Here is a 14,138-nt window from a genome sequence, read left to right on the forward strand (position 1 = left end):
CGTCATCACCAACAGCCTGACACACCAGCATTTGCGCGGCAGGTTTTAGTTCCGATTCAGGAGCTGCCGCACCTCATCTTCCGTGTACGCGCTCTTTTTGCCTTCACCCCTGTCATTGTAATTTTCGATGATCTTCGGCTCCTTGCCGGTGCTTTTCGATCTCGTCAGCGCCGAGCCTGTTTTGAACTGATTGTCCGCACCGCCGAAGATCGCGCTGCCCTCCCTGGCCTTCTGGCTGCCAAAGCGGGATTCATCAGCCTTGAAGCTGCTGTTCTTGCCCAGGGCCTGCTTGTCTCCAAGCATGTAAGTCATGTCGAGATCTTTTGATTTCGGTCTGCCATACACGCTTTCACCTGTCTTGAACTCCTTCTGTCCGGAATAGGAGTTGCCTCCGTTGAAGTTTTTGGAGTGATGCGTCTGCTTCTGAAAATAAGAGCCAGCGCTGCTTTTGCTCAGATGGCTATCGCTCATGTACTTCTCATATCGGCTGCGCTGATTTTCATTCGGTTTCAGCATGGAGCGCTGCGCAAGATTCATTTTGGAGGGATCCACCTTCTTTTCCTCCGGGCCTGAGCACTGGCACAGCAGCACGCTGCTGAGGCAGATCGTGATGATCATGGGTCGGTTCATGGCTTGGGTCTGGGCGTGGCTGCCATTCGGTTGAGAAAAAGGATCTCCTGCCTGACTCCCCCAGGAAGGCGGAATTTTGGCAGTTCCTTTTCGAGCCCTGCCAGTTTGCCCCAGCTTTGGTAGAGTTCAAAGATGAGTTTTGCCGACTCGTTTGGCATGGTCCAGCTCATGCGCATGAGAAAAATCTCCGCAGCTTCGTAATCTTGCTGGCGGATCAGGAAGCGTGCCTGCGCGGCAAACAGCTCTGGCTGCAGACCTGCGGTGTCCTCCAGGCGCTGCAGAGCTGCAGCGAGCAGCTCCTGCGCCAGTCCGGCGTGTCCTGTCTCCTCAAAGGCTTTTGCCCACTCGACCGTCTGCGCACCACCTGGAAAGGACAGCCGCAAGGTTTCGCTGAAAAGCTCCTTCACCGTCGTCTCATCATGCAGGGCAGCTGCGACACGCACGGCCAGCGGCAGCTTTCGCCCCTGTTCGCGAAAGGTCGGGATCTCGGCCACGATTTCGCAGGCGCTCCAGGCCCATGCTGCGCGTCCTGCCTTGAGCATTTCTTCGGCGGCGAGTTCGATGCAGGACCGGTCCTTTTCCTCCACCCTCTGCCACGCGCTGATGAAGTCTGCATGCGCTTCCTCTGGCAGGACGGCCGTGAAGGCGCTCAGCGCCAGCGCCGCGAGGGGGCGGTCGGTGCCTGCGCGAGCCTCTGTGCGCAGCATGGCAGCCCAGCCGGCGGCCTGACTCCCTGCCGCCAGCCCCTTGAGCCATGCATGCATGTCTTTAAGTGTGTCCAGCTCCCTGGTCGTGGTGCGGAACAGCGCGGCGATTTGCGCCCTTCCGCGTTCAGGGGCCCAGTCTGGTGCCGCTGCCAGCACCTTGAGCTGCTCCAGTCTGAGCGCGAAGCGCTCATGGTCTCCCTTGATCGTGCGGTCTGCCTGAGTGAGCAGGTTCAGTGCTTCGGCAGCGCGGTCATGCGTGCGCAGCCCATCTGCCAGCGCCACCACACAGGGCAGGGATTTGCGTTCGACGCACAGTGTCATCAGAGCACGCACATCATCCCAGGCACCGGCGGCCGTGGCGATCTGGCAGCGCAGTTTCAGCAGGTCCTGTGCGATGGGGTCCAGAGGCTCTGCCAGCGGCACCTCACGCAGCACCTTCAGCGCGGCCAGCGGCTGTGCCATGCGCTGCAGGATCTGGGCACGGTGCAAACTGGCCTCGATGTCGAGGTCTGTGCCTGCCTGGTCATTCGCCACGTAGCAGGCGTGCACACGGTCCCAGGCAGAAAGCGCCGCCTGATGGTTTTGCATGCGCTCCTGCAGCAGGCCGAGTTCACGCAGGTAGGAGACCTCGTGAGGGCGCCTGCGCTCGAGCACCTGGGAGAACTGCTCGCGAAAGCCCTGGCGGTGCAGCTCGTCCACGTTGAAATCACGCGCCAGGAAGAGTGCATGCTTCTCGCGCAGGGTGTCATCTCCAGGCTGCGGGGGCTTCAGCGGCGGCTCGGCCAGCAGCAGCTTGAGCGCAAAGCCCAGACCCGGCTCGATCTCCATGGAAGTTTCACACACCCGCAGCAGCCACAGCGCATAGTCCGGATTCGAAGGGGCCCGGTCTGGCAGCATCATGTAGATGTCGATGGCCTCGCGCACAAAGCCTGCGCTTTCCAGACGGCTGCCGAGGTTGCCCAGCGTGTCCACCGAATGCTCAGTCCGCAGATCCACCGCAGCCAGATGCTCGCGGATGAGCCGCCGCCGCGTGGGGTAGTCCGCCGCGCGCAGTCTGCCCAGAAGGTCATTGATTCTCCATTCGCCGAATTCTGAATCTGAGCGCGGCCCCAGCATCGTGGCTCCGTAATGCCGGGCCAGGGCGCTGTTCGCTCCATTCACCACACCGTTGAGTCCCTGCTGCATCAGCAGCGCTTCAATCTCGCGCGTCTCCTCCCAAAGGCTGCGCAGGTGTGCAGCCTCCTCATAGCGCGATGACCCCTGCGGCAGCAGACTGCCCTTGGAGTCCGCCATGTCACGCTGGGCGATGAACGGCCCGGAAAGAAATCCGCCCAGGGTGTTTGCTCCCGTTTGGTCCGCGCCCGCCAGTCCGGCCACAGCCGCTTTGCGAATGGCCGTCAGTGCTGAAGGCTGGGTGCGCTGCAACCGGCGCCATGCCGCCAGCAGGGCTTCCTCGCGCTGTTGCTCGGAATTGGTCATGCGGCTCAGCGAGGAGAGGCTCAGCAAATACGGGTCGTAAGTGGTGCGGTAGTTCTCTGCCGCCACCGGGCCACGCACCGCCACGGCAAGATACTGCCGTGCGAGTTCCCACCGCTCGGCGCTTTCAGCGATCCGTGCGAGAAAGAGCGAGTAATCCATGGCCATCTCCGGTGAATTGAGCGGGAGGCAGGAACCCAGCGCCAGCGCCTCGTCATACCGCTGCTTGTCCTGCAGCTTGCGGGTCAGCTCCACGATGGCCGAGTTGCGCAGCACTCGGCTGCTGCCCAGAAGCTCCAGGCTTTCTGAGCGAAAGCGGAAGGAGCTGACATCAGCAAGCATAGAGACGCAGGCCTGCAGCAGGCCTGCCCGTGCCTTCAGCACCTCAGACGACCATCCTTTCTCATTTGCCCAGCGCACCGCCTCATCCATCCCGTGGCTGTGGAGAGTCAGCCAGACCATTGCGAACTGCGCCTCCAGGCTGCTGGTGTCTGGCAGCACCTTCTTCAGCGCCATACGAAATTCCGCGCCTGCTCCGGCGTAAAACAGCGCCCAGAGTTTTTCCACCTCGTTTCCTTGCGCGCCGGTGCTCCATTGCTTGATCCACCGGCTCAGCGGCTCACCGCCGTGGTCTCTGCGCAGTTTTGCCAGTTCTTCAACCGCCCTCAACCGCACCAGGGCGGCGTCTTCCGGCAGCTCGGCAAACTCCGCCCTTGGCTGGCCCAGAAAAGCCCGCAGGGTGTCCAGGTCCTTGCGTTCCAGTCCTGGGGCCAGATCCAGCAGAGACACGATGTCTCCAGTGGTCACGCCGCCGCCGGTGCGACGCGTATCCGTCAGAGGCAGCGGCGCCCGCACTCCGCTCGTGGCGTAATTGGGCGCCTTCACTGGTGTGGCGAGCACTGTCTGCAGCTGTTTCTCTGCCTCTGCTTCATCCGCAAAACGCAGGCACTTCAGCGCCAGCCGCAGCCGCGCCCGGCCGTCCCACGGGCGCACCTGGGTCATCTGCTCATACACCCGTCTTTCCGCCTCATCCTGCCCGGAGTTTTGATAATACTTTGCCAGTTCCTCCAGTGCTGCGGCATCCTGCGAAAAACGGCTCTCCAGGCGCCGCCGCACACGGTCCGCCTCCGTGATCTGAAACGTCTGCTCCAGCAGCTCCACCAGCCGTCGTGACTCTGTTGCGATCTCCTTGGGGGGAGCCATCGCGGCGATCTGTTTCTGGAAATAAATCGCCGAATTCAAGTCAGCCACCTTCAGCGCGGCATCGCGCAACTGATCCATAGAGAAGGGCGTGTCCGGCGCGGTGTAGTACGCCTGCTTCATGCTCGCAAAGGCCTTCACATGGTCGCCGCCCCGTTCATACACCTGCGCCAGTGCTTCGTGGTAAAACCCGTCAAACGGATGCCGCTGCACCCTCTCCTGCAGGGCGCGCTCCAGCAGTTTCATGCGGTCGCGCGCCACACTCGGCGCCAGTTCGCCGCCGCTGGCATCAGAAAACGTCAGCCTGTCGATGCAGCGGCGCAGCACTTCGCGGCGCCGCTGCACATCCGTCTCGCGTTCCAAAATCTGCGCCTGGACCTCCACGTGATCCGCGATGCGATGCTGCCGCAGCAGGATGTCTGCATAATTTTCCAGCAGAGGGATGGCCGCCGGGCCTTCGACCCGTTTCACCGCCTGCTTCCAAAGAGCCAGCGCATCATCCGCGCGGCGTTGCAGGAAGTATATTTGGGAAAGAGCCGAGAGCAGCTGGCCTGAGTCAGGAAATTCACGGTAGATGCGTTCAAGCAGTCTGGCTGCCGCCAGCCCCGGTGGTGGCAGGGGAGTGGTGCTTTTCCAGCCCGGGCTGCTGGTTTCGGAATCCACCCGACGCTCTGATTCCATCAGCCGTTCCGCCAGACGCAGCGTGTAGCGCACGCGTCCTGCGGCATCCAGTTCAGACAGGCGCCTCAGCTGCCTCTCCATCAGCGCATGGTTGTCATCCTCCTGCGCCAGATCCAGCTTCAGCAGTTCCACCACCAGGGAGACCGGCTGTTTCTTTTCCGTCAGGGGATCAAACTCCAGGGCATTGAGCAGCTGGTAGGCGTCATCAAGCTGGTTTGTGCGCACAGCCCACCAGCAGCCCCGAAACCGTGTGGCCTGGGCATCTTTGGAGCTGGGGTCTGCCTGTCGGGCGCTGGAGATGGCCTTTTTTGCAAACTCCAGCACGCGCTCGGGGAGTTTTTCGCGTCTGGCGGTCTCGCCGTCTCCAGAGTCGCTGGCGAAGCCGGCTCCTGTGAACGCATCAGGCAGCTTGAACTCGGCAGCCAGTCCCTGAAGCTTTGGAGCCGCCTTGGTGTCTCCCATGAGGATGGAGAGCATGCGCTCGTCCACATCCACCCGCTCGTCGTCCGTCGTGCTGGCATGCCAGGCCTTTTCAATCCATTCCACAGCCTCGTCGTTTTCACCCTGTTCAGCCAGCAGCTCCGCCAGATGCAGCCAGGCATCACGGCCCGCGCCTGGTTTGGAGACGGCTTCGCGCGCGAGCATGATCGCGCTGTCGAGGTTGTTGCTTGCCGCCAGAAAGGTCGAGGCATCGCTAAGCCGCTTCTGCCGTTCCTCCTGCGTCTTCGCGCTGTCGGTGAACTCATGGAGCAGTTTGTCCTCAGCCGCCACATCCCGGCGTGCACGGAAATACCCGGCCAGGTCAAACACCGCCTCAGCTTTCTGAGGATCGCGCTCCACGCGGGCGCGCAGGATTTTTTCAATGACGGCGTCGAGCGCCCGGGTTTGAGCAAAACTCAAAACCTGCTTTTCCACATCGGTGGAGCTTTGGGCTTCCAGGAGTTTCAGCAGGCGTCGGCTTGCGCTGGTCGCATCGCCGCTGCGCAGGTCTGCCTCACTGCGCAGAAGCACGATGGCGGGCAGGTCGGTGCCGTCGTTTTTGAGGCGCTCATCAAGAAGCCTGGCCGCCTCTGCAGCTCCTTCATGGTCCAGCAGTGCACGCACCAGCTGCCAGCGGTAGTCCTCCGTCTGCGGAACTGCCTGCACCAGAGCCCGCAGCCAGCGCAGCTGCTCATCAGGCTCGACCGTCAGCTCAAAAAAACGGGAGGCGTCCAGCAGAGCCTGTTCAGAGGGTGGAGATGCTGCGGCGGCATCCACCAAGGTTTTGCGCATGTCGTCCAGAGTTCCAAAGCGCTCATGCAGCCTCACTCGGCGGCGGAAAAAATCGAGATAACGGCCATCACGAAAATGCAGCAGCGCCAGACCGTCTGTGAGGGCCTTGTCTGCCTTCGCAAACTGGTCGGCGTGTTCGTAAATCCGCGCCAGATCATACAGTGCGTCGAGCTTGCGCTGCGGTTCCTTTTGATCCGCCAGCTTGGAGAAAAAGTTTGCCGCCCGCTCAGGGAAACCCGCCTGCAGAAGCAGCTGCGCCACCTGGCGGGCCAGATCGATGTCCTGCGGCTTCAGTCTGGCTGCCTGCTCATAAGCGTCTGCGGCTTCGGCATTCTTTCCGCCTGCCATGGCCATTCCTCCCAGTTCAATCCACATGGGTGGCCCCTGGGGATCATCCGTGGGAATGAGTTCGGCCGCCTTCTTGAGCAGGGTGAAAGCCGTGGCCGGGTCTGACAGTTCGCGCGCCACTTCCGCACGCGATTTGAGAAGGATCAGGTTCTTCGGTGCTGTCTTGAGCAGTTCGTCGTAAAGTTGCGCAGCCCGTTTCAGGTCGCCACTGCGCCGGATCAGATGTGCTTCGACAATTTTGACGGCTTCAAATTTGGAATTCTGCGCCTGCTGGGAGACGTTCTCGACGAGCAGCTGGGTGGCATCGTGCTTCTCATAGAGTGCCCAAAGCAAGTCCAGCACTCGTCCGTATTCCGGCTGCTGCACCAAAAGGGAGAGATATTCATTGGCCAGCTTTGTTTCGCGCTCAGCCCAGGGTTTGGCGGTGTTTTGCGCGTGAATTTGCAAGGCGAATGCCAGCGCCAGCGCCCTTGCAAGGCGCCTGAATCCCCAGAACTGACCCGGCATGTGCTTCACGGCTCGATCATAGACGTTTTTGCGGCCAGCGCCAAGCTGCAACACGTTGGGCGCAGCTACTTCAGGAGCTTGGCGAGGTCCGGGGCGACTTTGCGGATTTCTTCGGCGATGATAGTGGCGATAACTTCGGCACCGTGAGCGTTGAGGTGGGTGCGGTCGGTGGTTTTGGCGTCTTTTCCCGGCGGGTTAAATGTGTCGGAGCCAGCCACACCCAGCCTCTTGTGCAGTTCGACGCTTCGGGCAAAGAGGTCGATGAGGGGGGCATGCTGTTCAGTGGCGACTTTGGTGGCGGCGTCGGCCCAGGGTTTGAGTTCGCCGCGGATTTTGCCGTTGTCGAAGGTCCGGCGGGCGAGAGAGGTGACGAGGATGGGTTTGGCGCCGATGGCGCGGGCTTCTTCGATGAAGCGGGTCAGATTTTGCGGGTAGGTGGTGGAGGGGTCGGTTTCGCGTTTGGGGCCTTTGCCGGGCATGTCGTTGTGGCCAAACTGGATGAGGATGTAGGCGGGTTTGGAGTCGATGACTTTTTTCCAGTTGCCGGTGTCGCGGAAGCTCTTGGAGCTCTGGCCGCCGGCGGCGAAGTTGAGGCACTCGGCGCTGGGGCCGAGGAGCTTGGCGAAGGCCGCGCCCCAGCCGGCTTTGTCGGTGACGGTGGAGTCTCCTGCGAGGGCGATGCGGGTGCGGGCTTCGTCAGCATGGGTGGTGCTGATGTGGAGACCGAGGGCAAGGAGGAGCAGGCTGCGGCGGATCATGGCGAGATTTTAACGTGCGATTTTCCGCCATCTCGCACGGTGAATGGTGCGGCCCATGTTGAGCCAGTCCTGTTCGAAGTCGGTGGTGGGGTAGTGGAAGGCGTCTGCGGGCCAGTCGAGACGGGTGAACTGGTGGGTGCGGGTGGCGAAGCTTGCGAGGGCGTCTTCGAAGTAGTTCTGGTCGTCGGTCTTGAGGAGGAATTCGCCGCTTTCGCCGATAAGGATGCGGTGGAGGCCGTCGAGGAATTCGGCTTGATTGACGAGGCGGCGGGAGGTGTGGCCTTTCTTTGGCCAGGGATCCGGGCAGAGGAGGTGGAGGCGGGAGACGGAGGCGGTGGGGAGGAGCCAGCCGACGGTGTAGGCGCTTTCGAGGCGCATGATGCGGGCGTTGGGGAGATGGGCACGCTCGATTTTGCGTGCGGTTTTGCTGACGCGGCCAAGCATGCGCTCGACGCCGAGGAAATCGCGTTCGGGATGGTGGGCGGCCATGCCGGTGAGGAAGGTGCCGTCGCCGCAGCCGAGATCGACTTCGAGAGGGCGGGCGGGGTTGGGGAAGATTTCGGCGCGGGTGAGTTCGCGGAAGTGATCGGTGGGCGTGAAGAGTGCGGGCACGGTGGATGGTGTGCCGATGAATCAGGGCTCTGCCAAGTGAAGATTTTTGGCAAGTGAAGCCTCTGGGAGGGGCTTGAGCGGCAGAGCTGGCTGGTTATGTTGGATGAAGATTTCTTCCGACTGCCATGCCGATTTACGAGTTCTACTGCCCTGACAACAACAAACTATATTCTTTCCTGGCGCGTTCGCTGGCCTACCGTGACAAGGTGCCGGTGTGCCCAGATGGTGAAGGTTTGAAAATGGAGCGGCGGGTGTCTGCGTTTGCGGTGATCGGGAAGGCGAAGGAGGATGCGGGGGATGACCCTTTTGCTGGGGTCGATGAGTCGAAGATGGAGAGTTTCATGGCCGACATGGAACGTGAGATGGGGGGGATGGATGAGGAGAATCCTGATCCGCGCCAGCTTGGGCATTTCATGCGCAAGATGACGGACATGATGGGTGACCGCACACCTCCGGAGCTCCGCGAGATGGTGCGCCGCCTTGAGGCGGGCGAAGATCCGGAGAAACTGGAGGAGCAGTTTGGAGGGATGGACGAGGGGGAGGCGGGAGATGCGCTTTTTTCACAGATGCTCAAGCGTGCCAAAGCCTCGCGCAAAGAGCCGGTGAGGGATCCGAAGCTGTATGAGATGAGAGATTTTGTGAAGGAGTGAGGGGGCGTATGGCATGAGCATGCAAGGCACTCATACCTCATTCCCAACGGCAGCCTGCTCAGCCCAGAGGCCGGATGCGGAGCTGGCGCAGTGTGTAAAAAGCATCCTCAGCCCCAGCCATGCGCCGCGCTCCATTTTTCCGCCGTGGGCCGAAGAGCTCGCGCTGCGCCTCGAAGATGCTTTCCACAAACTCTTTGCTGCCCAGTGCGAGGCCATCGGTGAAGTAGCGCACCCGCAGGCGCACCAGCTCGGTGGTGCTGAGTTTGCCTTTCGCAGCCAGCACGGCACGGGCGGTGTCTGCGCTGACACCGGAGCGCACGACGTGTTCGTTCCGGGCGTCTTTGATTTCGCGGCCGTCGGCATGCAGCAAGCAGCGGTAGGCTTCGGCGGCAGCGGTGCTTTTCCAGCCGTCCACCGGTTTGCCCAGGGCTTTGCAGAGGCCGCGCTGGGCCCGGCGGCTGCCGCTGAGGGCTTCGGCGTAGCCGCACCAGCGGTAGTCTTTCGGGTCTTTCGCCAGACCAGCACGCACGGGGTTGAGGTCGATGTAGGCGGCCATGGTGCGCAGGGGCTCGCCTTTGCCTTCGACGAGGACGCTTTTGAAGCGGTCCATCCAGAGGGTGCCGCGCCGGCCACGGCGTTTGTTGAACCAGCGGCTGAAACGCTCTTTGATTTCTTTGACGAAGAGGGAGAGATCGCAGAAGCGCTTTTTGAGAGCCTCGATTTTCTGGTCGGCCAGGAGGGCCATGCCACGCTGGCGGAGGTTGGTGAGTTCGTCGCGAAGCAAACCGAGGCAAGTCTTGCTGTAGAGGATGCTGAGGTGCTGGAAGAGCTTGTGTTCGCCACTGGGGCCGTCGAAGCGTTGGAGCCAGGTGGGGCGATGGGGCACCTCGGCGAGGAGGTGGAAGTGATTGCCCATGAGGCAGTAGGTGAGGATCTTGATGCCTGAGAACTCAGCCATGCGCCAGAGGATGCGGCGGAGGGCTTCTTTTTCGACGTCATCGAACCAGATTTCGCCGCCGCAGGTGCGGGACATGATGTGGTAGCAGTAGGACTCCAGCGGCCCGTTGCCGAGGATGCGTCTGCGTCCGCCGGACCAGGAACGCGCGGCAGGATAGAGGCCAGTTTTGGCGTTCACGCCGACGAGCTGGTCCTCAAGCGGGAGGTGCTGGGGATGAGTAGATTGGGCGGGTTTCATGGCGGTAAGGTCGGTGTTAGGCGTGCGGATTAACTGCCGAAGTGCATCACTCCCTGGGCGTTTGATAACTACTCACTCGTATGAAACGCTACCATCATCTCACCGTCTTCCATCGAAGAGCAATTGGACAACTGCTCAAGCAGGGAGTCTCTAAAACAAAAATCGCCACCATTCTGGGGGTTCACCGCACAACCATTTACCGGGAGTTCAGGCGTAACCGATCAGGATTTGGGTACTGCTGCTTTATCGCCAATGATATGACACAACACCGGCGCTTAATGGCCAACCACAAGCGGTCCAAACTGACCTTGGATGTTAAGCGTTTCATTCGTGCCAAGCTGATCTTGAAACTTAGTCCGGAACAGATCGCTTCTCTGTTTTCGAATCAATTCGGTCACACTTTTACGGCCCAGTCCATCTACCGACACATACGATCTTACGAAGGTCACACCCTTGGCCTCAGGACGCTGCTGCGCCGCAAAGGCAAACGCTACTTCGCTTCTTCATCACGCCGGGCCGCTGTGCGCAATCGTCCTTCCATCGATTCCAGGCCAACGGCATTCAGTGACCGCAGCACCTTCGGACACTGGGAGGCGGACCTGATGGAGGGTGCTCGTAAACAGGCCGGCTCACTGCTGGTTTTGGTTGAGCGCAAATCGCGTTATACGCTCATACGCCATGTCTCCAACAAAAAGGCTGCGTCTGTCTCCAAAGCCATCATCCATGCTTTGCGCCGCTTCCAGACACTTTCCATCACCTATGACAACGGCTGTGAGTTTGCCAGTTATAAGTCGGTAGCTCAAGCTACAGGTGGCGAGCCCTTTTTCTGCCATCCCTACCACGCCTGGGAAAAGGGCACCGTGGAAAACACCATCGGCCTTATTCGCGAGTACTGCCCCAAGGGAGAGCCTGTCAGCAACCGCATCACCGAACACCGAAAAACTCAAAACCAACTTAACTTCCGACCACGCAAAACACTCGGCTTTCAATCACCTCATTCCCTCTTGCCTTTCCTGCTCAAACCCATCTAATTCCAAAAACCAGCCCAGGTGCACTTTGGGTTTCAATCTGCAGCGAGTGGAGTCAATAAACTAAATGCCTGGCATTATTTTAAATGGTGACTGCGAGGTGAGAAGTGGGGGCAGCTTTGGCTGCTGGGCATTTGGTGGGCCTGAGAATGATCTCAGGTGGCGTCGCGCTCGATGGCGAGGGCGATGCCCATGCCGCCGCCGATGCAGAGGGAGGCGATGCCGCGGCGGAGGTTGTTGTCTTCCATGTGGTGGAGGAGGGTGATGAGGACGCGGGCGCCGCTGGCCCCGATGGGGTGACCGAGGGCGATGGCTCCGCCGCGGGGGTTGAGTTTGGTGGTGTCGAGATCGAGTTCCTTGACGCAGCCAAGGGCTTGGACGGCGAAGGCTTCGTTGATCTCGATGGCATCGACTTCGTCTAGGCTCCAGCCAGTTTGAGCGCAGACTTTGCGAATAGCGCCGACGGGACCGAGGCCCATCAAGGCGGGATCACAGCCGACAGCGGTGCTGGCGATGATGCGAGCGCGAGGTTGCAGACCGTGGCGTGAGACGGCGTCCTCGCTGGCGAGCAGGGCCAAAGCAGCGCCATCATTGATGCCTGAGGCATTGCCAGCGGTGACGGTGCCGTCTTTGCGGAAGGCGGGTTTCAATTTAGCGAGGGAGTCGGCGGTGGTGTCGGCGCGTGGGTGCTCGTCTTCGGTGAGTTCGCCGATGGGGATGATCTCGCGGGATAAAGCGGCACGGCTGGCGGCGACGCGGCTCTGGCTGAGGGCGGCGAAGGCGTCCTGCTCGGCGCGGGAGATGGCGTGTTTGTCGGCGATGCGTTCGGCGGTTTCGCCCATGCCGATTTTGAGGAGGGGATCGGTGAGGCCATCGACGAACAGGGCGTCCTGGAGGGAGGAGTCGCCGAGTTTTTTGCCGAAGCGGAGGTCGGTGGCGTAGTGGGGGGCGCGGCTCATGGATTCGACGCCCCCAGCGAGGACGAGGTCGTTTTCACCGGAGCGGATGGAGTCTGCGGCGAGGGCGACGGCTTTGAGGGAGGAGCCGCAGGCCATGTTGACGGTGTAGGCGGGGACTTCCTGGGGGATGCCGAGCTTGAGGGCGATCTGGCGGGCGACGTTCATGCCTGCGCCTGCCTGGAGGACCTGGCCGAGGATGACCTGCTGGATGTGGGCGCGGAGGGGCGCAGGAAGCATGGCGTCGCCAAGGGCGTGGCCGAGCTGGGTGGCGGTGAGGTCTTTGAGGCCGCCGCCGAAACGGCCAATGGGAGTGCGGCGGGCGTCGATGATGTAAACGGGGGGCATTGGGGAGGGGGAAAGTTACAGATTTAAAGTTTGAAGTTTAAAGCTCTTTTAAAGCTCTTTGGGCGGAAGCGTGTGAGGTGCGCGGATGTGTGGGTGATCCGCAGAGGGACAGAGAGGACGGAAGAGGATGGCCGGTGCCAGAGTGAGTCAGCGTGGCGTGTGTTTCGACAGATGCTAAGCCTGGGGTGTGTGAGTGATTGATGATTGTCGAGCAATCGATTTTTGATTTTTGAGGTGCCGGAGTTGAGATGCTCTAACAGGGCGTTGATTCATGCGGGCACGCTGGGCGAATCGTGTGCGATGCCGATGAGGGGGGTGAATTCCATTTTGGAGAGGATGTCTGCCTGGAGGTCGAGGCCGGGGGTGATTTCGATGAGGCGGAGGCCGCCGGGGGCGAGCTGGAAGACGGCGCGCTCGGTGACGTAGAGGACCTGCTGGCCGTTGCGGAGTGCGGTGGGGCCGTGGAAGCAGACGTGCTGGATTTTCTGCACGAACTTGGGCTGCCCCTTGGCCTCGAAGGTGCAGCAGAAGATGAGGCGGCGGGCGCTCTGGGCGATGTTGACGAAGCCGCCGACGCCGGCGAAGCGACCGGCGAAGCTGGTGACGTTGACGCTGCCTTCAGCGTCGATTTCGACGGCACCGAGGACGCCGATGTCGAGGCCGCCGCCGTCGTAGAAGTCGAACTGGGCGGGCTGGTCGATGATGGCTTCCGGGAAGTGGCTGCAGCCGAAGCTGAGGCCGGAGGCGGGGACGCCGCCGGTGGGGCCGCTTTCGACGGTGAGGGTGAACTCGTGGAGGCGGCCGGTTTCGGCGGCGACCATGGCGACGGCTTCGGGGAGGCCGATGCCGAGATTGACGATGTCTCCTTTGCGCACCTCCTGCAGGGCGCGTGCGCCGATGCGTTTGCGGTCGGATTCGGGCATCGGGGGCAGGGTGAAGGTGCCGTCGCTGGTGACGACGAAATCTTCTTTGAATGCTTCGCCAAAGGTCTGATCGTGCTGCTGGCCGTGGGATGGGACGATGTAGTCAACGAGGAGGCCGGGGACGCGCACGGATTTGGGATCGGGGAGTTGATCGACGATGCTTTCGACCTGGGCGATGACGATGCCGCCGTGGTTTTTTGCGGCTTGCGCCATGGGGAGGACTTCGCTGATGAGGCCTTCGCGATCCATGCTCAGATTGCCGCGGTGATCGGCATAGGTGGCGCGAATGAGGGCGACGTGGATGGGCATGGACTTGTAGCGGAGCCATGTTTTGCCATCGAGCTCGATGCGTTCGACGAGAGGTTCGGTGGTGCGTGCGTTCATCATGCCGCCGCCGTTCACGGGGTCGATGAAGGTGTTCAGTCCGACCTGGGTGAACAAGCCGGGGCGTTTGGCAGCGATCTCGCGTGTGAGGACGGAGAGGACACCCTGGGGCAGATTGTAGGCTTCGACTGCGTTGGCGAGTGCGAGTGCGCCGAGCTTGGGAGCGAGGTTCCAGTGGCCGCCGACGATGCGCTTGAGCAGGCCGCGATGGGCGAGGTGATTCAGGCCGCGTTCCGCCCTGTCTCCCTGGCCTGCGCAGTAGTAGAGGGTGAGGTCTGTGGGGGTGCCGGTTTGGAGGAAGCGGCGCTCCAAGGCGGAGGTGAGCAATTCTGCATGACCGGCGCCGACGAAGCCGCTCACGGCGATGGTGGAGCCGCTGGGGATGGCGGCGATGGCTTCGTCAGCACTGGCGAGGATGGCGGGTGCGCGCATGTTTCAATGGCTGGGGAAGGTAATGGGGACC

At 61.5% G+C, this 14,138-nt stretch carries 9 protein-coding genes; 2 read left to right on the forward strand and 7 right to left on the reverse strand.

The window, feature by feature from the left end; all coding sequences use genetic code 11:
• Positions 1-45 precede the first annotated feature (45 nt).
• The 4 genes from ACZ5WW_RS19815 to trmB all read right to left on the reverse strand — a co-directional run bounded on the left by ACZ5WW_RS19815 (position 46) and on the right by trmB (position 8,191).
• Positions 46-630, reverse strand: coding sequence for a hypothetical protein (locus ACZ5WW_RS19815; RefSeq protein ID WP_377169213.1), 585 nt, complete (start codon positions 628-630; stop codon positions 46-48).
• A complete protein-coding gene (locus ACZ5WW_RS19820) occupies positions 627-6,821 on the reverse strand; it encodes a tetratricopeptide repeat protein (protein ID WP_377169227.1) in 6,195 nt (2,064 codons plus the stop codon). Before ACZ5WW_RS19820 ends, ACZ5WW_RS19815 begins: the two co-directional genes overlap by 4 nt.
• Positions 6,822-6,886: 65 nt before the next feature.
• Positions 6,887-7,579, reverse strand: a complete 693-nt coding sequence (locus ACZ5WW_RS19825; RefSeq protein ID WP_377169215.1) for a rhamnogalacturonan acetylesterase — start codon at positions 7,577-7,579, stop codon at positions 6,887-6,889.
• 9 nt (positions 7,580-7,588) lie between these two features.
• Entirely contained in the window at positions 7,589-8,191 is a 603-nt protein-coding gene (gene trmB / locus ACZ5WW_RS19830; RefSeq protein ID WP_377169217.1) for a tRNA (guanine(46)-N(7))-methyltransferase TrmB, read from the reverse strand.
• A gap of 125 nt (positions 8,192-8,316) precedes the next feature.
• Between trmB and ACZ5WW_RS19835 the strand changes: the two genes are divergently transcribed.
• The gene (locus tag ACZ5WW_RS19835) at positions 8,317-8,841 is read left to right on the forward strand and encodes an FmdB family zinc ribbon protein (protein ID WP_377169219.1); all 525 of its coding nucleotides are present in this window, start codon (positions 8,317-8,319) and stop codon (positions 8,839-8,841) included.
• Between the two features lie 58 nt (positions 8,842-8,899).
• Here the strand turns inward: ACZ5WW_RS19835 and ACZ5WW_RS19840 are convergent, their stop codons facing one another.
• A complete protein-coding gene (locus tag ACZ5WW_RS19840) occupies positions 8,900-10,036 on the reverse strand; it encodes a transposase (RefSeq protein WP_377169221.1) in 1,137 nt (378 codons plus the stop codon).
• Positions 10,037-10,116: 80 nt separating this feature from the next.
• Here ACZ5WW_RS19840 and ACZ5WW_RS19845 point away from each other — a divergent pair, with 80 nt between their 5' ends.
• The gene (locus ACZ5WW_RS19845; protein WP_464694180.1) at positions 10,117-11,067 is read left to right on the forward strand and encodes an IS30 family transposase; all 951 of its coding nucleotides are present in this window, start codon (positions 10,117-10,119) and stop codon (positions 11,065-11,067) included.
• Positions 11,068-11,219: 152 nt separating this feature from the next.
• Here the strand turns inward: ACZ5WW_RS19845 and ACZ5WW_RS19850 are convergent, their stop codons facing one another.
• Both ACZ5WW_RS19850 and ACZ5WW_RS19855 read right to left on the reverse strand, forming a co-directional pair.
• Positions 11,220-12,368 (reverse strand): thiolase family protein, encoded by a 1,149-nt coding sequence (locus ACZ5WW_RS19850; protein ID WP_377162059.1) that lies wholly within the window; start codon positions 12,366-12,368, stop codon positions 11,220-11,222.
• 269 nt (positions 12,369-12,637) lie between these two features.
• Positions 12,638-14,107, reverse strand: coding sequence for an acyl CoA:acetate/3-ketoacid CoA transferase (locus ACZ5WW_RS19855; RefSeq protein WP_377162062.1), 1,470 nt, complete (start codon positions 14,105-14,107; stop codon positions 12,638-12,640).
• Positions 14,108-14,138: the final 31 nt, after the last annotated feature.

This window comes from Prosthecobacter fluviatilis, from assembly GCF_055388355.1.